17 protein-coding genes and 3 other annotated features are annotated in these 18,232 nt (G+C 36.7%); of the genes, 7 read left to right on the plus strand and 10 right to left on the minus strand.

The window, feature by feature from the left end:
- Nucleotides 1–30 precede the first annotated feature (30 nt).
- The 3 genes from H280_RS0100855 (at nucleotide 31) to H280_RS0100865 (ending at nucleotide 2,541) form a co-directional block, all read left to right on the plus strand.
- Nucleotides 31–1,098, plus strand: coding sequence for a M24 family metallopeptidase (locus H280_RS0100855; protein WP_020059210.1), 1,068 nt, complete (start codon nucleotides 31–33; stop codon nucleotides 1,096–1,098).
- 403 nt (nucleotides 1,099–1,501) lie between these two features.
- Nucleotides 1,502–1,912 carry a hypothetical protein gene (locus H280_RS0100860; RefSeq protein WP_155894954.1) on the plus strand — a complete coding sequence of 137 codons (411 nt, stop codon included), beginning with the start codon at nucleotides 1,502–1,504 and terminating at the stop codon, nucleotides 1,910–1,912.
- A 98-nt stretch (nucleotides 1,913–2,010) separates the two neighbouring features.
- Entirely contained in the window at nucleotides 2,011–2,541 is a 531-nt protein-coding gene (locus H280_RS0100865; protein ID WP_020059212.1) for a DinB family protein, read from the plus strand.
- A gap of 258 nt (nucleotides 2,542–2,799) precedes the next feature.
- Here the strand turns inward: H280_RS0100865 and H280_RS0100870 are convergent, their stop codons facing one another.
- Together H280_RS0100870 and H280_RS0100880 are read right to left on the minus strand one after the other, a co-directional pair.
- Nucleotides 2,800–4,146: an amino acid permease gene (locus H280_RS0100870; protein ID WP_020059213.1), complete on the minus strand. Its 1,347-nt coding sequence runs from the start codon at nucleotides 4,144–4,146 to the stop codon at nucleotides 2,800–2,802.
- Nucleotides 4,147–4,451: 305 nt separating this feature from the next.
- Nucleotides 4,452–4,676 (minus strand) — a binding site (T-box leader).
- Nucleotides 4,677–4,724: 48 nt separating this feature from the next.
- Nucleotides 4,725–4,949: a binding site (T-box leader), on the minus strand.
- A gap of 48 nt (nucleotides 4,950–4,997) precedes the next feature.
- Nucleotides 4,998–5,222 (minus strand) — a binding site (T-box leader).
- A 51-nt stretch (nucleotides 5,223–5,273) separates the two neighbouring features.
- Nucleotides 5,274–5,654 carry a YoqO family protein gene (locus tag H280_RS0100880; protein WP_020059215.1) on the minus strand — a complete coding sequence of 127 codons (381 nt, stop codon included), beginning with the start codon at nucleotides 5,652–5,654 and terminating at the stop codon, nucleotides 5,274–5,276.
- Between the two features lie 305 nt (nucleotides 5,655–5,959).
- Here H280_RS0100880 and H280_RS0100885 point away from each other — a divergent pair, with 305 nt between their 5' ends.
- The 4 genes from H280_RS0100885 to H280_RS0100900 all read left to right on the plus strand — a co-directional run bounded on the left by H280_RS0100885 (nucleotide 5,960) and on the right by H280_RS0100900 (nucleotide 8,338).
- On the plus strand, nucleotides 5,960–6,634 hold the full coding sequence (locus H280_RS0100885; RefSeq protein ID WP_020059216.1) for an MOSC domain-containing protein: 675 nt from the start codon (nucleotides 5,960–5,962) through the stop codon (nucleotides 6,632–6,634).
- 27 nt (nucleotides 6,635–6,661) lie between these two features.
- On the plus strand, nucleotides 6,662–6,916 hold the full coding sequence (locus H280_RS0100890; protein ID WP_020059217.1) for a YbeF family protein: 255 nt from the start codon (nucleotides 6,662–6,664) through the stop codon (nucleotides 6,914–6,916).
- Nucleotides 6,917–7,144: 228 nt separating this feature from the next.
- Nucleotides 7,145–7,825, plus strand: coding sequence for an HAD family hydrolase (locus tag H280_RS0100895; protein WP_020059218.1), 681 nt, complete (start codon nucleotides 7,145–7,147; stop codon nucleotides 7,823–7,825).
- A 60-nt stretch (nucleotides 7,826–7,885) separates the two neighbouring features.
- On the plus strand, nucleotides 7,886–8,338 hold the full coding sequence (locus tag H280_RS0100900) for a hypothetical protein (RefSeq protein WP_020059219.1): 453 nt from the start codon (nucleotides 7,886–7,888) through the stop codon (nucleotides 8,336–8,338).
- Between the two features lie 311 nt (nucleotides 8,339–8,649).
- On the opposite strand, the gene pyrE is transcribed toward H280_RS0100900, so the two are convergent.
- From pyrE to H280_RS0100940, 8 genes are read right to left on the minus strand one after another with little or no spacing between them, the layout of a single operon-like run.
- Nucleotides 8,650–9,282 carry an orotate phosphoribosyltransferase gene (gene pyrE, locus H280_RS0100905; protein WP_020059220.1) on the minus strand — a complete coding sequence of 211 codons (633 nt, stop codon included), beginning with the start codon at nucleotides 9,280–9,282 and terminating at the stop codon, nucleotides 8,650–8,652.
- On the minus strand, nucleotides 9,279–9,995 hold the full coding sequence (gene pyrF, locus H280_RS0100910) for an orotidine-5'-phosphate decarboxylase (RefSeq protein ID WP_020059221.1): 717 nt from the start codon (nucleotides 9,993–9,995) through the stop codon (nucleotides 9,279–9,281). Before pyrF ends, pyrE begins: the two co-directional genes overlap by 4 nt.
- A 2-nt stretch (nucleotides 9,996–9,997) precedes the next feature.
- A complete protein-coding gene (gene pyrD, locus H280_RS0100915; protein WP_020059222.1) occupies nucleotides 9,998–10,909 on the minus strand; it encodes a dihydroorotate oxidase B catalytic subunit in 912 nt (303 codons plus the stop codon).
- The gene (gene pyrK, locus H280_RS0100920; protein WP_020059223.1) at nucleotides 10,906–11,685 is read right to left on the minus strand and encodes a dihydroorotate oxidase B electron transfer subunit; all 780 of its coding nucleotides are present in this window, start codon (nucleotides 11,683–11,685) and stop codon (nucleotides 10,906–10,908) included. Before pyrK ends, pyrD begins: the two co-directional genes overlap by 4 nt.
- On the minus strand, nucleotides 11,682–14,900 hold the full coding sequence (carB, locus tag H280_RS0100925; protein WP_020059224.1) for a carbamoyl-phosphate synthase large subunit: 3,219 nt from the start codon (nucleotides 14,898–14,900) through the stop codon (nucleotides 11,682–11,684). Before carB ends, pyrK begins: the two co-directional genes overlap by 4 nt.
- Entirely contained in the window at nucleotides 14,885–15,982 is a 1,098-nt protein-coding gene (locus H280_RS0100930; protein WP_020059225.1) for a carbamoyl phosphate synthase small subunit, read from the minus strand. The genes carB and H280_RS0100930 overlap by 16 nt, the downstream gene beginning before the upstream one ends.
- Nucleotides 15,979–17,265 (minus strand): dihydroorotase, encoded by a 1,287-nt coding sequence (gene pyrC / locus H280_RS0100935; RefSeq protein ID WP_020059226.1) that lies wholly within the window; start codon nucleotides 17,263–17,265, stop codon nucleotides 15,979–15,981. Before pyrC ends, H280_RS0100930 begins: the two co-directional genes overlap by 4 nt.
- Nucleotides 17,249–18,163: an aspartate carbamoyltransferase catalytic subunit gene (locus H280_RS0100940; protein ID WP_020059227.1), complete on the minus strand. Its 915-nt coding sequence runs from the start codon at nucleotides 18,161–18,163 to the stop codon at nucleotides 17,249–17,251. The genes pyrC and H280_RS0100940 overlap by 17 nt, the downstream gene beginning before the upstream one ends.
- Nucleotides 18,164–18,232: the final 69 nt, after the last annotated feature.

An 18,232-nucleotide genomic window follows, 5' to 3' on the forward strand; every position in this document is an offset into this window, starting at 1 on the left:
TATATAAGGAGATGAAAGGGAGGAATTAAAATGAATTCAAGAATTAAAAAAATTCAAGAACAGCTACATCAATTTGGAATAGACGGATTACTTATTACAAAAAAAGAAAACCGCAGGTACGCTACTGGATTTACAAGCACTGCTGGAGTTGTCTTAATCTCTCCTACAAATGCCGTATTTATTACAGATTTCCGTTATACAGATCAAGCGAAATCGCAAGTACGCGAAGCGGAAATTATTATGCATAAAGGAAACATGGAAAAAGAAATTGCGGCTCAAATAGACAGGTTACAAATTAAAAAACTAGGTATAGAAGAAAATAATATGACGCTAAAGCAATACACAGCGTTAAAAAAATATACAAATATCGAACTTGTTCATGTAAATGAAATAATCGAGACGATTCGTACTGTAAAAGAAGACTTCGAAATCGAAATGATTAAAATTGCCGCTCGCATCGTGGATGATGCTTTTGAGCATATTATAACGTTCCTAAAACCTGGCGTATCTGAACGTGATGTCAGAGATGAATTAGAATTTTTTATGCGAAAACAAGGGGCTTCCTCTTCATCATTTGACATTATCGTTGCGTCCGGCACTCGCTCTTCTCTCCCGCACGGAGTAGCTACAAGTAAAATCATTGAAGACGGTGACATTGTTACATTAGACTTCGGTGCACTTTATAACGGATATTGCTCTGATATAACGCGTACTGTTGCAATCGGCAGTTGTTCCGAGGAATTCGTAAAAATATACAACATTATACTTGAAGCTTTAAAACGAGGTACTGCAGCAATTCGCCCAGGTGAGTCAGCAAAAACAATCGATGACATTACAAGAAATTACATTACTGAACATGGATACGGTGAATATTTCGGTCATTCAACAGGCCATGGACTTGGATTAGAACTTCATGAACCTCTTCGATTATCAAAAGACAGTACAGACACACTGCAAGAAGGAATGGTTGTAACTGTAGAACCAGGTATTTATATCCCAAACTTTGGCGGTTGCAGAATTGAAGATGATATTGTCGTGACAAAAACTGGACATGAAGTGATTACACATGCGAATAGAGAACTTATCGTTATAGGCTAAAAAGAAGTTTTTCGTTTTTTATCCCTCAACTACTACTTATAAATAGCGGTTATATTTAGATGAATATAACCGCTATTTAATCCTATTTCTCCCTCCTTCATTATTCTCATACAATTCCAAATTAATATTTTTTATGCTATCGTTATAGCAATAATAAAAACTACAAAACGAGGTTGCTTTCAAATTGAGAATTGAGAATTTAGAATGTATCATTGGTGATCCTTTTCAGTTTATTCATATTCATTTACGTTCTATTTTCTACTACAATTTTTCATACGCTTATTTTTTCATGTGTTTTCTTTATCCTTTTATTCAAAGGGAATATATCTTTAGTAGAAAAATTTACTTTTTCTGCGTATCACAACTTCCCTATATACTTATTGGAGTAACAGGTTTATTTCTAATGAGTTATGTCGTCTATCGTATTGTAAAACGAAAAAACGGATTAGAAGTAAAGGAAACGAACATACTCCCTGCTGTATTTATGCCAAGTAAAGTCACAAATGGAACAAAAAATAAAAAAAGCAAGGCACCTGAAAATCCATTTCGTTATATCGTTTTTCGATTGGAAAAACAATTGAAACATCCGTACTCTCGAAGGCGTAGGGAAACGTTAGAAGATTGGTTATTTCGTTTAAAAAGACTAGAAATTTCAATCAATGAAGTGCTTATCATTCAGTCTTATAACGAAGCTCGTTATTCACAAAATAAACTAGATTCTCATCTACTGACCTCGCTAGAAAAGAAGTTGAACATATTATTGCTCAACAAAAAAGCGGCAAAGGAAGTTGATTCCACAAAAATTGAAATTTAAAAGATTATTTTCCGCTTTATTCCTATGCATAAAAAAGGATTCTCTTCCTATTTGGAGAAATGAAATAAAAGTCTACATTTCATAACAGGGGGATTACAATGGAGAATTTATTTTTAATTGATAAAATTGACGGATTAAGCGACGATTTTTCTAAACTTGTTTCGATGATGAACTATGCACGCTTCTCAACACTACATGCAGTTCAAGATTTAACAATTGAAGAATTAGATTACTTAAATGATGAAAATGCAAATTCAATCGGTATGCTTCTGTATCACATGGCGGCTATCGAATTTTATTATCAAATTCATACCTTTGAAGACAGAGAGCCAACAGAAGAAGAACTAGAACGCTGGTTACCAGGTGTTGAACTCGGTAATCTTGGACGGGAGAAAATCAAAAACCAACCGCTAGACTTCTACATCAACACATTACAAGAAGTACGCGAGAAAACAATCGCTACATTTCAATCACTTCCAAACGAATGGTTATTTAAAACAACTCCATTTTGGGAGGGCAAGCCAGCAAACAATTATTTCAAATGGTTTCATGTGTTTGAAGACGAACTAAATCACCGTGGACAAATTCGCATGATTAAAAAAATGCAACAGGCTCAATCCGTAAAATAATATGTAAAAAAGCTGTATTACTTTATACGTGAAGTAATACAGCTTTTTGTTATGACTTTGATTCATTTTATTAAACTCTTATTTCAGTAAATGAAATTATATATTTTTTTGCCCCAGACTACACTTTTTATCTTCAAACATGACAGAGCATGCTTATTCAATAAAAGCGTGCTCTGATGATTATTAGATGAATGTCCCTACTCTATCAAATTTAATAATATACTTCATTATTCCGCTCATAAATTTAGCTTATATGCTTTAATTGTGTTTCTTCTTTCTATTCCGTCCTTTAAATAAAGCAAAACCAATTAAAATTGCTAAAGTTGTAAAACAAACCACTGTTCCGACTGAAATTCCATTACTAAACGTTGAGCCTATGAAAATAATACACAATCCTACAATTCCAATAATAGTTGTAGTTGGAAATAACTTCATTTTAAAATTAGGCATCGTTGCATAGTTAGGACGTAATTTAAGTTGCGCAAAGCAAATACTTAACCAAAGCAATAACATTGTAAACCCTGGAATTGTCATCATTGTTCCGATAATACTATTTGGAGCAAAGAATGCTAGGCCTGCCCCTATCAATAGTAATAAGCCATTCAAAGAAATTGCAATGATTGGTGCACCTGATTTCGCAGTCTGTTTCAATATTTTTGGTGCTTCTCCTTTTTCAGCTAACGCAACCATTGTTCTGGAAGTAGCAAAAACTCCTGAATTCGCAGCTGAAAGAACTGCAGTTAATAAAACAAAATTCATAATGTGTGCAACACCTGGAATACCAATGGCATTCATTACTTGTATAAATGGACTTTCATTTCCTGCAACTTCATTCCAAGGTATTAACCCCGCAATAATTGTAATGGGTAAGATATAAAATATGATAACGCGCCAAACAACACCCTTTATCACTTTAGGTAACACCTTTTCAACGTCTTTTGTCTCAGAAATTGCGACACCTATTAACTCAGATCCTCCGAACGAAAACATTACAATAAAACAAGCACTAAATACTCCTTTTATACCATTTGGAAAGAATCCCCCATGTCCAAGTAAATGTTCCGTTGGTGTTGATGGAGCAAAACTCGTTAGTCCAAATAAGACTGCTCCTCCTAAAAGGATGAATAATACAAGTGCCAAAATTTTTATACTAGCAAACCAAAATTCCATTTCGCCATAAAATTTCACTTGAAAGCTGTTAATCCCCACAACTAATAGTGCACAAATAGCACTTAGTAACCAAAGAGGTACATTTGGAAACCAAAATTGTAAAAAAGATCCTGCAGCTAATATTTCTACAATTGTAACAAGCGTCCAGTTAATCCAGTATAGCCATCCAACTACAAATGATACGTGAAATCCAAAAGCCTTATGAACTAAATGTTGAACATTTTGATTTGGATAAACAACAGCCATTTCAGCTAAAGCCACCATAACAATCATCATTAATAATCCACCAAGTAAGTACGAAATAATTACGCCAGGCCCGGCAATCCCTAAAGTATCTCCACTACCTTTAAAAATACCCGTACCAATCATTCCCGCTAACGCTAAAAATTGCACATGTCTAGGTAATAACTCTTTCTTTAAACCATCTTTCTTCATTCTGTTCTCCTCTTTCTGTTCTTAATTTTCCAAGTTGTTTTGCAAGTGATTTTACATAGTAATAGCCATCTTCCATAGCTATTCACCTCCTTTACATCACTACTTTCACTTAATAATGAACCTACACCTTGCTGCCTTTCTTTGTTTTAAAACTTTGCACGTGGCAGAAATAAGCCCTGACCGCTTCTATGCCCGACCAAGCCCTCTCACCCATTTAAAAAAATGCTTTTCTACCTTTTTTCATAGAGTGACTGAGTAGTTACTAGTTGTTTTGAAAACACAAAAAAACCCTACTGAAATTAATCAGTAGGGACGATTTTATTCGCGGTACCACCCTAGTTATTGACAAACTTTATATGCCAATCTCTTCATTATCTATAACGGCTCTTCACCGTCTTCCCCTTACTATTCGCTCGAAGAAGATGCTCCTGGACTGTAATTCATGTTGTTCTATGTACTGACTTACACCAACCGCCAGCTCTCTTTAACAGGGAGAACATACACTACTCTATTCCATTCATCGCTTATCTATTATTTAATTGTTATGAAAATGCAAAAAATCCCTACTGAAATTAATCAGTAGGGACGATTTTATTCGCGGTACCACCCTAATTATTGACAAAGTTTATATGTCAATCTCTTCATTATCTATAACGGCTCTTCACCGTCTTCCCCTTACTATTCGCTCGAAGAAGATGCTCCTGGACTGTAATTCATGCTGTTCTATGTACTGACTTACACCAACCGCCAGCTCTCTTTAACAGGGAGAACATACACTACTCTATTCCATTCATCGCTTATCTATTATTTAGTTGTTATGAAAATACAAAAAATCCCTACTGAAATTAATCAGTAGGGACGATTTTATTCGCGGTACCACCCTAATTATTGGCAAACCTTATATGCCAATCTCTTCATTATCTATAACGGCTCTTCACCGTCTTCCCCTTACTATTCGCTCGAAGAAGATGCTCCTGGATCGTAATTCATGTTGTTCTATATACTGACTTACACCAACCGCCAGCTCTCTTTAACAGGGAGAACATACACTACTTTATTCCATTCATTGCTTATCTTATTTACTTAATGATTATCCTATAATAAATAAGGTAAAAAAGCAATATTTTTTATACATGAAATGTATCGTCATGTAATAACAACTTTCTATTCACTGTGGAAACAATCATTCCAGAAACGATTAAAATTACAAATATATAAATGAATTTCGCTAAAAATAACCACTCTTGAAAAAGTGACATATCGGCCATTTTTTTCTGACCTTCTATTAATAGAAATGCTACAGTAGGTACTAGAATGATAAATTCAATCGTAAAAATTAGTTTCTTTTTTTTACTTAATTTTCGAATATCGTCCCACCTGTATAGCAAAGCAAAAATAATTCCAGTAATAAAAACAATGTTTATCCAATTGCCTGCAATTCGATGATTTAAAATAATAGATAAAATTAGACTACCCATTAAACCGTAAAAACCTACTTTTTTCGCCATTAAATCCCCCTCCATATTTCCATATTCAGGATTACCTTTATTATAACATTTACTCGTTATATTTTCTGTATGTCGTTCTTATTACATTACGGTGAATGAAATTATTTCCCCTACTTTATATCGCCCCACCAATTAGAGTAAACCTGTTATTTATACTTCTAAATACCAATTCTGCCTTCTACTATAACCCATTCATAAATATAAAATAATATTTTGAAATGAATGAATTATTTTACAAATCTCGTAATTCTGTCTTTGTATATGGTAATATAAACCATATATAAAGACAGAAAGGAGTAATATTTATGCCACACATCATTTCCCTCAATATCGGAACACCGCAAAAATTACAGTTCCAAGGAAAAGAAATTAAAACAGGTCTTTTTAAAGAAAGTATTAACAGACCGTTATATTTATCAACACTGAACTTTGAAGGTGATGGCCAAGCAGATTTAAAGCACCATGGTGGGAAGGACAAAGCTGTTTGTGTATATGCCTTTGAACATTATCCATATTGGGAACAAGAATTAGCACAACAACTTTCATACGGAGCATTTGGAGAAAATTTAACAATTACAGGATTACTGGAATCAGATGTATGCATTGGTGATATATATAAAATAGGAGAAGCGCTTGTCCAAGTAACGCAGCCAAGGCAACCTTGCTATAAGCTATCTTATCGTTACGATCGAAAAGACTTCCCGCTTCTCGTTCAAAATACGGGATTTACTGGATTTTATGTAAGAGTACTAACAGAAGGAACTGTTTCCCCATCTGATGAAATAAAATTAATAGAACAAAATAAACACCGCATCACAATAGCCTTCGCAAATGAAATCATGCACCGCGATAAACAAAATATTGAAGGTATACAACGCATATTAGCAGTTGATTCTTTATCAGAAAGCTGGCGTAATACATTTACGAAGCGTTTAGAAGGAAAGGAAACGAGTACAGAAAAACGCTTAACAGGAAAATAACAAACTTGTAAGAAAAGAGGACAACGCATGAGTGAATTTATATTCGTATTATTTGTTTGTCCATTACTTATCTTTATTCTTTCTGTTATTGGTACACGGATTACAAAAACGTATTATGTGATGCCTATTATTACGTTTGCGATTTTTCTTATTTTGGCAGTAACCTTATTTAATCGAACATTTTTCTTTTGGGTAGGAATGTATAGTATTTTTTCATTTCTTGTTTCTTATATAACACTATTATTTGAAAAGGGAAAAAAAGAAGTAGATAAAAAGCAATAACTATATAAATCCAAATCGACTTTCCAACACACAATTTGCCGCCATGCAAAGCAAAAGGTAACTTGCTACTTTCTTCTTTATTTGAATATCGCATGTGGAAGAAACAGGAACTGACCGCTTCTACGAGTGGCCAGACGCTCTCGTCCATCTAAAAAGAAAAAGGTTTTATGTCAGGTTTTTAATTTGGATTTATATATATCATTACATGTTACTAAAGGAGCACTATTCATGATTTTCTTTGATATTGATGGTACTTTACTTGATTATGAGCTTGCTGAAAAAAATGGTATTCTTGACTTCTTTCGTAAACATAATTCCGTTTTTTCTGGCAAAGAATTCGAAGCTAGTAAACTATGGAATCGACTCTCAGAACGATACTTCAATCTATTTTTATGTAATGAGTTATCGTTTCAAGAGCAAAAAAGATTACGAATGAAAGACCTTTTTCAACAGTACGGTATTCATTTAACGAACGAAGAAGCTGATCAGAAATTTAACCTATATTTATCCTCATATAAAGAAAACTGGACAGTGTATGCAGATGTAATCGATGTATTGAAGAGCTTAAAACAAAAAGGTTATCTATTAGGAATTATTAGTAATGGAGATTACAATCAACAAATTGAAAAACTAAGTCGTTTACATATCCTACATTATTTTCATCCAGTCATCGCCTCTAGTAGGGTAGGGGTGGCAAAACCAAATATGGCTATCTTCCAAGCAGCTAGTAAGACAGCAAAGTGCCGGGTTCAAGATTGCTATTATATCGGAGACAGATTAGAAACAGATGCTCTTAGCAGTAAAAATGCTGGTATGCACGGAATATGGTTAGATCGAGGTAATAAAAAACAACAATGTAGTGTCCCTACTATACAACACTTATATGAGCTAAATCATATACTTACATAAATTTTCTTGTACAAACATTTAGACTACCTATTATAAAACCGTAAAAGGAAAGGGAAATATATGTTCTCATCATTAAAAATTCTAGTCACTCTCATTTTAGTTTGTTGCCTCTTCTTGTTAGCATTTACATTTGATAAAACCGAGCAATTTCTTAATGCAACTATTTTTAAAAAGTTTAGTGAAAAGTGGAGAAAGATAATCTTAACAGCCATGACCATCTTATTCGAATTACTTGTGATATGGCGCTTTTCAATTTCGTTCAAAGCATCTGTCTTAGAAAGTTTAGTTATGGGAAGTATTTTATTATTATGTTGCATTTGGCTTATTCCCTATTTCGTTACGATTCAAAGAAATAATACTAAAATTGCAGATAAATATTATAGCGGTGGTGTAGATTTAGGATCAGTTACAGTATTCCGCCTTTCTTTAAATCCTCTTGTATTAGGAACGATTATTTTATCAACTGTAAGTATTGGCATTGGCATATTTTATTACTTACCTTATTTTTTATAATAAGAATGTTAGATAATAATTAGTGGACTTTTTTTCTATTTGCTCTAAATTTTGAGAAAAAGGGTGATACTTTAGTCCATGAATATATAAATACATTTTAACTTTTTGACATATAAATTGCGGCTATGCAGAAACAAAGCTTCTGCGCTCGCTTTCTCTCTTTGTTTGAATTTCGCATGTGGCAGAAAAAAGGCCCTGACCGCTTCTACGCATGGCCAGACGCTCTCACCCACCTAAAAAAAGGATTTTTAATTTGTATTTATAAAAAAACACGCCCGAGTTTCCCCCCACGGTCGTGTTTTTTTATATCATTATGCTGTAACCCAAGCCTCGTCAGCTGGATTTTTGCGCCATTCTTGTAGTTTCTTTGTTTCTGCTTCGCCAATCATACCTTTTTCTGCTGCTACTTCAGTAAGCGCACTGTAGTCGCTTAAAGAATATGATTCTACGTTTGCTGCTGCTAATTTTTCTTTTCCTGCTTCCAGTTCGTATGTGAAGATTGATACGATTCCTAGTACTTCACAACCAGCTTCGCGAAGTGCCTCTACACAAGTGATTGCGCTGCCACCAGTTGAGATTAAATCTTCTACTACGACAACTTTTTGGCCTTTTTCTGCTTTACCTTCGATTTGGTTTCCTTTACCATGACCTTTTGCCTTGCTGCGGACATAGCACATTGGTAAATTCATACGATCGCTTACCCAAGCAGCGTGTGCAATACCTGCTGTTGCTGTACCAGCAATAACTTCTACATCCCCGAAGTGCGTTTGAATTAATTCTTCTAATCCTGCTGCAATTGCCCCGCGTACTTCTGGGTATGATAATGTTAAACGGTTATCACAATAAATTGGTGATTTCATACCAGAAGACCATGTAAATGGATCATTTGGTTGTAAGAATACTGCTCCGATATCTAATAAATGAGATGCGATTTGTTTTTTCATACTGTTACACCCTCCCACTGTTCTTTTACAATTTTGTACGCCTCACGCGGATTTTCTGCTTTTGTAATGCTACGTCCTACTACAATATAACTAGAGCCTAGTTCACGTGCACGTTTTGGCGTTGCTACACGCACTTGGTCATTTACATCGTCGCTTGCAAGACGAATCCCCGGTGTTACTGTTACAAAAGCGTCTCCGCATACTTCGCGTAATTTTGGTACTTCAAGCGTTGAACAAACAACGCCGTCCAAACCGCTTTCTTTCGTTAATTTCGCATAGTGAGCAACCGCTTCTTCTAACGTTTTCTCAATACCGATCTCGTTTTTCATTACTTCTTCCGATGTGCTTGTTAGTTGTGTAACTGCAATACAAATCGGTCTCTCTTTTCCTTCTTTCTTACCTTCCTCTAATCCCTCAAGCGCATATTTCATCATACTGCTTCCCCCAGCAGCATGAACGTTTACCATGTCAACTTCTAAACTAGCTAAATTACGCATTGCACTTTTTACTGTATTCGGAATATCATGAAGTTTCAAATCTAGAAAAATTTGATGTCCTTTTTCTTTTAGATATGTGATGATGGCAGGTCCCTCTTTATAAAACAGTTCCATACCAACTTTGACAAATAATTGTTCCCCTTCAAAATGGCTTAAAAACTGTTCTACCTCTGCCTTACCTGGAAAATCCAGTGCAACAATTAAAGATTGTGACATATTTACTTCCAGCTCCTTCCACGGCATTCCGAAATGTGTTCAAATCCTAGTTCATCTAAAAGCGCTGGTAATTCTTCAATAATTGTCGGACAGACAAATGGATCAACGAAGTTTGCTGTTCCAACTGCTACTGCACTTGCACCCGCATAGAAGAACTCAATTACATCTTCCGCCGATTCAATACCGCCCATTCCGATAATCGGAATGTTAACAGCTTGACTCACCTCGTGCACCATGCGAATTGCCACTGGCTTAATCGCTGGTCCAGATAATCCTCCTGTACGGTTTGCTAAAATTGGTTTTGCTGTTTTTAAATCTAAACGCATGCCAAGCAATGTATTAATCATTGTTAATCCGTCTGCACCTGCGTTTTCAATTGCCTTCGCAATCTCTACAATATTTGCCACGTTCGGTGACAACTTCACATATACCGGCACTTCAGAAACCTCTTTTACTCGCTTCGTTAAATCAGCAGCAATTTCCGGTACTGTACCGAAAGCAATTCCACCTGTCTTCACATTTGGACAAGAAATATTTAATTCTAGCGCATGAACATTTGGTGCTTTCGAAATTTCCTTTGCAACTGCTACATAATCTTCAGCTTGTGACCCAGCAACATTCGCAATAATAGGAAGATCGAATTGCTCTAGAAAAGGTAATTCGGAAGTCATTACCTTTTCTAGACCTGGATTTTGAAGTCCAATTGCATTTAACATTCCACCTGGTGTTTCAGCAACGCGAGGCGTTGGATTTCCATAACGAGGTTGCTCTGTTGTTGCTTTAATCATGATTGATCCAAGTACACTTAAATCGTAAAATTGTGCATACTCACGACCAAATCCAAAGCAACCAGAAGCCGGGATGATTGGATTTTTCAATGATAATCCTGGTAATTCAACTTGCAATCTGTTCATAGTACAACCTCCCCGATTGGAAATACTGGCCCGTCGCTACACACCTTCTTGTAAGAATGTCCGCTTGGATCTTCTTGCAAGTGGCATACACATGCAAAACACGCCCCAATTCCACAGCCCATACGTTCTTCTAGGGAAATATAGGCTTTTTTCTCTTTATAACGGCCCTCTAATGCACGTAGCATCGCTAAAGGTCCACATGAGTATAAAATGTCAAAATCAATTCCATACGCATCAATCACATCTGTTACAAATCCTTTTGTACCATGTGTACCGTCGACTGTTGCAACATACGTGTCACCAAGTTCTGCAAATTTATCTTCGTAGAAGACGACATCTTTCGTTTGAAAGCCTAAGATGTGAATGACACGTATCCCTTTTGCAACAAAGCGTTGTGATAATTCATAAAGTGGTGGCACACCAATCCCGCCTCCAACTAATAAAGCTGTTTGTCCTACCTCTGCTTCTTCTACTGGAAATCCATGACCTAATGGTCCTAATACGTCTACAAGGTCACCTTGTTTTCTCTTTGCTAATGTTTTTGTTCCTTGTCCTTCCGCACGGTATAGCATTGTAAATTCATTTTTCTCTTGATCTACATTACAAATACTAATTGGGCGGCGCAAGAGGGGCGTAATACCCTCTGCTACCTTAATGTGTACAAACTGCCCAGGCTCGTTCATGTGCTGTACTAAATCACCTTGAAGCACTAATTCATAAATATTTTTTGCGATTTCTGTTTGGTTAACGACGATCATATTTTGCTTTTGCATCATGCATGTACCACCTCGTGACGCTCAGCTCCCGCAAATTCTTTCATAGCGTGAGCTGAAAATGTCATCGACTCTAGTACTCGTAAAATTGCTCTTGTTGTATCAAGTGATGTTAAACATGCTACACCATTTTCTACAGACTCACGACGAATACGGAAGCCATCACGCGCTGGTTGTTTTCCTTTTGTTAATGTGTTAATAACAAATTGCGCTTTTCCTTGGCGAATAATATCAAGCAAATTGTAGTCTTCAGAATCAATTTTGTTTACAACTTGAACTGGAACGCCTTGGTCTGTTAATGATTTCGCAGTTCCTGCTGTCGCTAATAAGTTATAGCCAATTTCATGGAATCGCTTTGCGATTTCCATTGCTTCTTCTTTATCTTTATCTGCTACTGTGATGATTACAGATCCGTGCGTTGGAATATTGATTCCAGCAGCAACAAGTCCTTTATATAATGCTTTTTCAAGCGTTAAGTCTTTACCCATTACTTCCCCTGTTGATTTCATTTCAGGTCCTAATGTTGTATCAACAGAACGTAGTTTCGCAAAAGAGAATACTGGAGCTTTTACATACACTTCTTTCTCTTCTGGGCGATATCCCGTTTCATACCCTTGTTCTACAAGATTTTGACCTAAAATAACTTTTGTTGCGATATTCGCCATCGGTACACCTGTAATTTTACTTAAGAATGGTACTGTACGGCTCGCACGTGGGTTTACTTCAATTACATACACTTCGTCTTTGAATACGACAAACTGGATATTCAGTAATCCAACAATGTTTAATCCTCTTCCAAGTGCAATTGTATTTTCGATAATTTGTTCTTTCAATTTTGCAGATAAGCTTTGCGGTGGGTATACTCCAATTGAGTCACCAGAGTGAACCCCGGCGCGTTCAATATGTTCCATAATACCTGGAATGAATACATTTTCACCGTCTGAAATTGCATCTACTTCAATTTCTTTACCAACCATGTAACGGTCGATTAATACTGGATGATCCGCATGAACTTTAACCGCATTTTTCATGTAGTGCAGTAGTTCTTCTTGACGATATACGATTTCCATCGCACGTCCACCTAGTACGTAAGATGGTCTTACTAATACTGGGTAACCAATTTCTTCAGCGATCGCTACCGCTTGTTCTACAGTCGTTGCTGTTTTTCCAACTGGTTGCGGAATACCTAGCTCTGTTAAAGCTACTTCAAACTTATCACGATCTTCTGCACGGTCTAAATCTTCTAGCGATGTACCTAAAATTTTCACGCCGCGTTCTTGTAATTTTGCCGCTAAGTTAATTGCTGTTTGCCCACCAAATTGAACGATTACGCCTTCTGGTTGTTCTAAATCGATGATGTGCATTACATCTTCAATTGTAAGTGGTTCAAAATATAATTTATCTGAAATACTAAAGTCTGTTGAAACTGTTTCTGGGTTATTATTTATAATAATTGCTTCATACCCAGCTTCTTTAATTGCCCATACAGAATGAACTGTTGCATAGTCAAACTCGACACCTTGACCGATACGGATTGGACCAGAACCAAGAACGACTACACTTTTACGCTCTGTCACGATTGATTCATTTTCATCGCCATATGTGCTGTAGTAGTAAGGCGTTGCAGATTCGAATTCTGCCGCACAAGTATCTACCATTTTGAATACTGGCGTCATATTATTTTCTTTGCGCATATCGTAAATTTCACGCTCAGTTTTATTCCAAGCTGCTGCGATATAATGATCACTGAAGCCCATTTCTTTCGCGGATTGTAATACTTCCATATTTCCTACATTCGCTTTTACAACACGTTCCATATTTACGATGTTCTCAACTTTTTGTAAGAAGAAGAAGTCCATTTCACACCATTCGTTAATTTCTTCTTTCGTTACACCTTGACGAATTGCTTCTGCTACAACAAACAGGCGCTCATCATCTGCTTTTATAATACGTTTTTTCATCGTTTCTTTATCAAGTTCTTTTAAGTAATCTAGTTCTAAGTGATAAATACCAAGCTCTAGAGAACGAACTGCTTTTAGTAATGATTCTTCTAGGTTACGTCCGATAGACATTACTTCACCAGTTGCTTTCATTTGTGTGCCAAGCGTTCTGTTTGCTGATTCAAATTTATCAAATGGCCAGCGTGGAATTTTAGAAACAACATAGTCTAATGCTGGTTCAAAACATGCATATGTTTTTTGGGTAACTGGGTTTACAATTTCATCAAGTGTTAAGCCGACTGCAATTTTCGCTGCCAACTTTGCAATTGGATATCCTGTTGCTTTTGATGCTAATGCAGATGAACGACTTACACGTGGGTTTACTTCGATTACATAGTATTGGAAACTATGCGGATCAAGTGCAAGCTGAACGTTACATCCACCTTCAATTCCAAGTGCACGAATAATTCTTAATGAAGTATTACGTAACATTTGATATTCACGGTCACTTAATGTTTGGCTCGGCGCAATAACGATCGAATCCCCTGTATGCACACCAACTGGATCGATGTTTTCCATGTTACATACTACAATCGCATTATCATTTGCATCACGCATTACTTCATATTCAATCTCTTTAAAGCCTGCAATACTTTTTTCTAATAAGCATTGCGTTACTGGGCTATGTTTTAGACCACTTGTTACAATTTCAATTAACTCTTCTTCATTATGGCAAATACCACCGCCAGTTCCACCTAGCGTAAATGCAGGGCGAACAATTACTGGATAATCAATTACTTTTACAAATTCATATGCTTCATCAAGCGTATGAATAATTTCACTTGGCGGTACTGGTTCGTTTAAGTCTCGCATTAATGTACGGAATAAATCACGATCTTCCGCTTGCTCAATTGCTGATAATTTCGTTCCTAAAATTTCAACTCCGCACTCATCAAGCACACCTGATTTCGCAAGTTCAACCGCCATGTTTAAGCCCGTTTGACCACCTAAGGTTGGTAAGATAGCATCTGGACGTTCTTTACGAATAATACGGCTTACGAATTCTAATGTTAATGGCTCAATGTATACTTTATCTGCTGTTGCAGTATCCGTCATAATTGTTGCTGGGTTAGAGTTAACAAGGATTACTTTGTAACCTTCCTCTTTAAGAGATTGACAAGCTTGTGTACCAGAGTAATCAAACTCCGCTGCTTGCCCAATTACAATTGGTCCTGACCCGATTACTAAAATTGTGTTAATGTCTAGGCGTTTTGGCATAACTCTTCCCCTTCTTTCTTGAAGTTTTCAATCATTGTTAAGAAATCTTCGAATAAATTATTTGCATCTTCTGGTCCTGCTGAAGCTTCTGGATGGTATTGTACTGTAAATGCTGGGAACTTCGTATGACGAAGACCTTCTACTGTTCCATCATTTAAAGCTACATGTGTAATTTCAAGCTCTGTATTTTCAACTGATGCTTCTTCTACAGCGTAACCATGATTTTGAGAAGTAATTGCTACTTTTCCAGTTGCAAGATGTTTTACTGGATGGTTTAAACCACGATGACCGAATTTCAACTTACTTGTATTTGCACCAGATGCTAGAGCGAACAATTGATGTCCAAGGCAAATCCCGAATAAAGGTACTTTTCCGATGATTTCTTTTAACATTTCAATCGCTTCCGGTACATCTTTTGGATCCCCAGGTCCATTACTTAACATAATTCCATCTGGGCTTAAGCGTAAAATCTCTTCAGCTGTTGTATTGTAAGGCACAACAATTACATCACAATCGCGTTTATTTAATTCTCGTAAAATACCGTGTTTCATTCCAAAGTCAACAAGTACAACACGATGACCACGGCCTGGGCTTGGGTATGGATCTTTTGTTGATACACGTTTTACATGATCTGTAAATACTGTCGCTTTTAATTGGCTAACGATGTACTCTACATCCGCATCCATGTTACAAAGACGTCCGCGTAGTGTTCCATATTGACGAATTTTTCGTGTTAATTTTCTTGTATCAATTCCTGCTAGCCCGGGAATATTTCTTTCTTTTAAGTAATCATCTAACGAAATTTCATTACGGAAGTTAGATGGATGATCACAAATTTCATTTACAATTAACCCATTTACAGATGGATGAATTGATTCAAAATCGTCACGGTTAATGCCATAGTTTCCGATTAATGGATACGTAAATGTTACAATTTGACCGCAATATGATGGATCAGATAATGTTTCTTGATATCCTGTCATTCCTGTTGTAAATACAACCTCACCTGACTTTTCGATTTCCCCTCCGAAACCTTTTCCAATTAATACTGTTCCATCTTCTAAGATAAGCTGTCTTTTCATACTAATGCACTCTCCTTTTGCCATGCGATCTTACCGCCAACTAATGTCATAACCGGCCACCCTTGGCACTTCCAGCCTGCAAATGGCGTATTTTTTCCTTTTGATAAGAATGTTGCTGGGTCAATCTCTTCTTCTTGTTCCAAATCGATAATTGTAATATCAGCGGCTCTTCCTTCTTTCAGGCGACCTGCTTCTAAACCGAATGTATCAGCTGGTTTTTCTGTTAAGAATTGAATTAACTGTTCTAATGTGATAATTCCTTTTTTCACAAGGTTTGTATATAGTAGTGGGAATGCTGTTTCAAAACCAGTAATTCCGAACGGCGCTCTTTCAATACCTTGTGCTTTTTCTTCTGCTGCATGCGGTGCATGATCTGTTGCAATTATGTCAATTGTTCCATCTAATAACCCTTCAATTAAAGCCTCATGATCTTCTTTTCCTCGAAGCGGTGGGTTCATTTTAAAGTTTGAATCAACCGATGGGATATCATCTTCACATAATACTAAGTGATGCGGTGTTACTTCTGCTGTTACGTTAATCCCAGCACGTTTTGCATCACGAATCACTCGTACAGATCCTTTTGTACTTACGTGACATACGTGATAGTGGCAATCCGCCGCTTCCGCAAGTAATATGTCCCGGGCAATATGTACGGACTCACATACTGATGGGATACCGTTTAATCCATGTTTCTCAGAAAACTTCCCTTCATGTACACATCCTTTATTAATAAGCGTATTTTCTTCGCAGTGTGCAACAACTGCCATATTTAATTTTGCTGCACGCTTCATTGCTGCCAGCATCATACTTGCATCTTGTACGCCTACTCCATCATCAGTAAACGCGAATGCCCCAAGTTCTTTTAACATTTCAAAGTCTGTCATTTCAGAACCTGCTTGACGTACTGTAATCGCTCCATATGGGAGTACATTTACATGTGCTTTTTCTTTAATTCGTTTTTGCAGGTCTTCCATATGTTCTCTGCTGTCTGGTACTGGACGTGTATTTGGCATTGCGCAAATTGTTGTAAATCCACCTTTTGCTGCTGCAAGTGTACCTGTTTCGATCGTTTCTTTATGTTCACCACCTGGTTCGCGAAGATGGACGTGTACATCTACTAATCCAGGTGCAATTAATTTTCCGTTTACATCAATTACTTCTACATTTTCAGCAGTGATGCTTTCTGCTACTTTCGCAATTTTACCGTCTTGTACGAGAAGGTCTGTTGTGACGATATTTCCCTCTGCATTTACATAGCGACCGTTTTTAAACAAATAATTCATGTTTCATTCCTCCTAATACATTTGGTAATGCGCGTTTTAGTACAGCCATTCTTACATAAACACCGTTTTCCATCTGTTTAAAGATGCGTGAACGCTCACACTCGACAAGTTCACTTGCAATTTCTACATCACGATTCACAGGTGCTGGGTGCATAATAATGCTTCCTGGCTTCATGCGTTTCTCACGTTCAATCGTTACACCGTGCTCTTCATGATACTCTTTCATAATGTCTGTTTCATAATGATCATGACGCTCATGCTGCACGCGTAGTAGCATCATTACATCCACTTTTGGAACTAGTTCGTCTAATGCTTTGTATGTTCCAAATGTGTTCGTTTCATCTTTCCATTCTTCTGGACTTGCAAAATAAACGGTTGCTCCTAATTTCGTTAACGCCTCTGCATTTGAACGTGCTACTCGGCTATGACTGATATCTCCAACAATTGCTATTTTCAGTCCTTCAAATGTTCCAAATTCTTGTTTTATCGTTAGTAGATCAAGTAAACATTGTGTTGGATGATTTCCACATCCATCACCTGCATTTAAGATTGGAATATTCACTTGTTCTCTAAGCTCATCGAAGTATCGATCTTGCTCGTGACGGATGACAACAGCTCTTGTTCCTATCGATTCAAGTGTTTTTACCGTATCGTATAAAGTTTCTCCTTTTTGTACGCTAGAAGACTCTGCTGAAAAGTCGAGAACATCAAGTCCTAAACGCTTTTCTGCTACTTCAAAGCTAAAACGTGTTCTCGTGCTATTCTCAAAGAATAAGTTTGCAACAAATGTTTGCTCTGTCGCTTTTATGCCCTTTCCGCTTGCGAAATCTTCTGCATCTTTTAGGATTTCTGAAATCTCCTGCTCCGATAACTCACTCATCGTTAACAAATGGTTCATTGTCATCCCTCTTTCTAATTTTTATGATACACTTATGAATTTATATAAGATTAACTGCATAAAAACACC

Source organism: Bacillus sp. 123MFChir2 (assembly GCF_000383235.1).
Lineage (GTDB): Bacteria > Bacillota > Bacilli > Bacillales > Bacillaceae_G > Bacillus_A.

Excerpts from the sequence above, each read along its gene's own strand:
- H280_RS0100855 (WP_020059210.1), top strand. The coding sequence starts at position 31 with ATGAATTCAAGAATTAAAAAAATTCAAGAACAGCTACATCAATTTGGA.
- H280_RS0100860 (WP_155894954.1), top strand. The coding sequence starts at position 1,502 with ATGAGTTATGTCGTCTATCGTATTGTAAAACGAAAAAACGGATTAGAA.
- H280_RS0100865 (WP_020059212.1), top strand. The coding sequence starts at position 2,011 with ATGGAGAATTTATTTTTAATTGATAAAATTGACGGATTAAGCGACGAT.
- H280_RS0100870 (WP_020059213.1), bottom strand. The coding sequence starts at position 4,146 with ATGAAGAAAGATGGTTTAAAGAAAGAGTTATTACCTAGACATGTGCAA.
- H280_RS0100880 (WP_020059215.1), bottom strand. The coding sequence starts at position 5,654 with ATGGCGAAAAAAGTAGGTTTTTACGGTTTAATGGGTAGTCTAATTTTA.
- H280_RS0100885 (WP_020059216.1), top strand. The coding sequence starts at position 5,960 with ATGCCACACATCATTTCCCTCAATATCGGAACACCGCAAAAATTACAG.
- H280_RS0100890 (WP_020059217.1), top strand. The coding sequence starts at position 6,662 with ATGAGTGAATTTATATTCGTATTATTTGTTTGTCCATTACTTATCTTT.
- H280_RS0100895 (WP_020059218.1), top strand. The coding sequence starts at position 7,145 with ATGATTTTCTTTGATATTGATGGTACTTTACTTGATTATGAGCTTGCT.
- H280_RS0100900 (WP_020059219.1), top strand. The coding sequence starts at position 7,886 with ATGTTCTCATCATTAAAAATTCTAGTCACTCTCATTTTAGTTTGTTGC.
- pyrE (WP_020059220.1), bottom strand. The coding sequence starts at position 9,282 with ATGAAAAAACAAATCGCATCTCATTTATTAGATATCGGAGCAGTATTC.
- pyrF (WP_020059221.1), bottom strand. The coding sequence starts at position 9,995 with ATGTCACAATCTTTAATTGTTGCACTGGATTTTCCAGGTAAGGCAGAG.
- pyrD (WP_020059222.1), bottom strand. The coding sequence starts at position 10,909 with ATGAACAGATTGCAAGTTGAATTACCAGGATTATCATTGAAAAATCCA.
- pyrK (WP_020059223.1), bottom strand. The coding sequence starts at position 11,685 with ATGATGCAAAAGCAAAATATGATCGTCGTTAACCAAACAGAAATCGCA.
- carB (WP_020059224.1), bottom strand. The coding sequence starts at position 14,900 with ATGCCAAAACGCCTAGACATTAACACAATTTTAGTAATCGGGTCAGGA.
- H280_RS0100930 (WP_020059225.1), bottom strand. The coding sequence starts at position 15,982 with ATGAAAAGACAGCTTATCTTAGAAGATGGAACAGTATTAATTGGAAAA.
- pyrC (WP_020059226.1), bottom strand. The coding sequence starts at position 17,265 with ATGAATTATTTGTTTAAAAACGGTCGCTATGTAAATGCAGAGGGAAAT.
- H280_RS0100940 (WP_020059227.1), bottom strand. The coding sequence starts at position 18,163 with ATGAACCATTTGTTAACGATGAGTGAGTTATCGGAGCAGGAGATTTCA.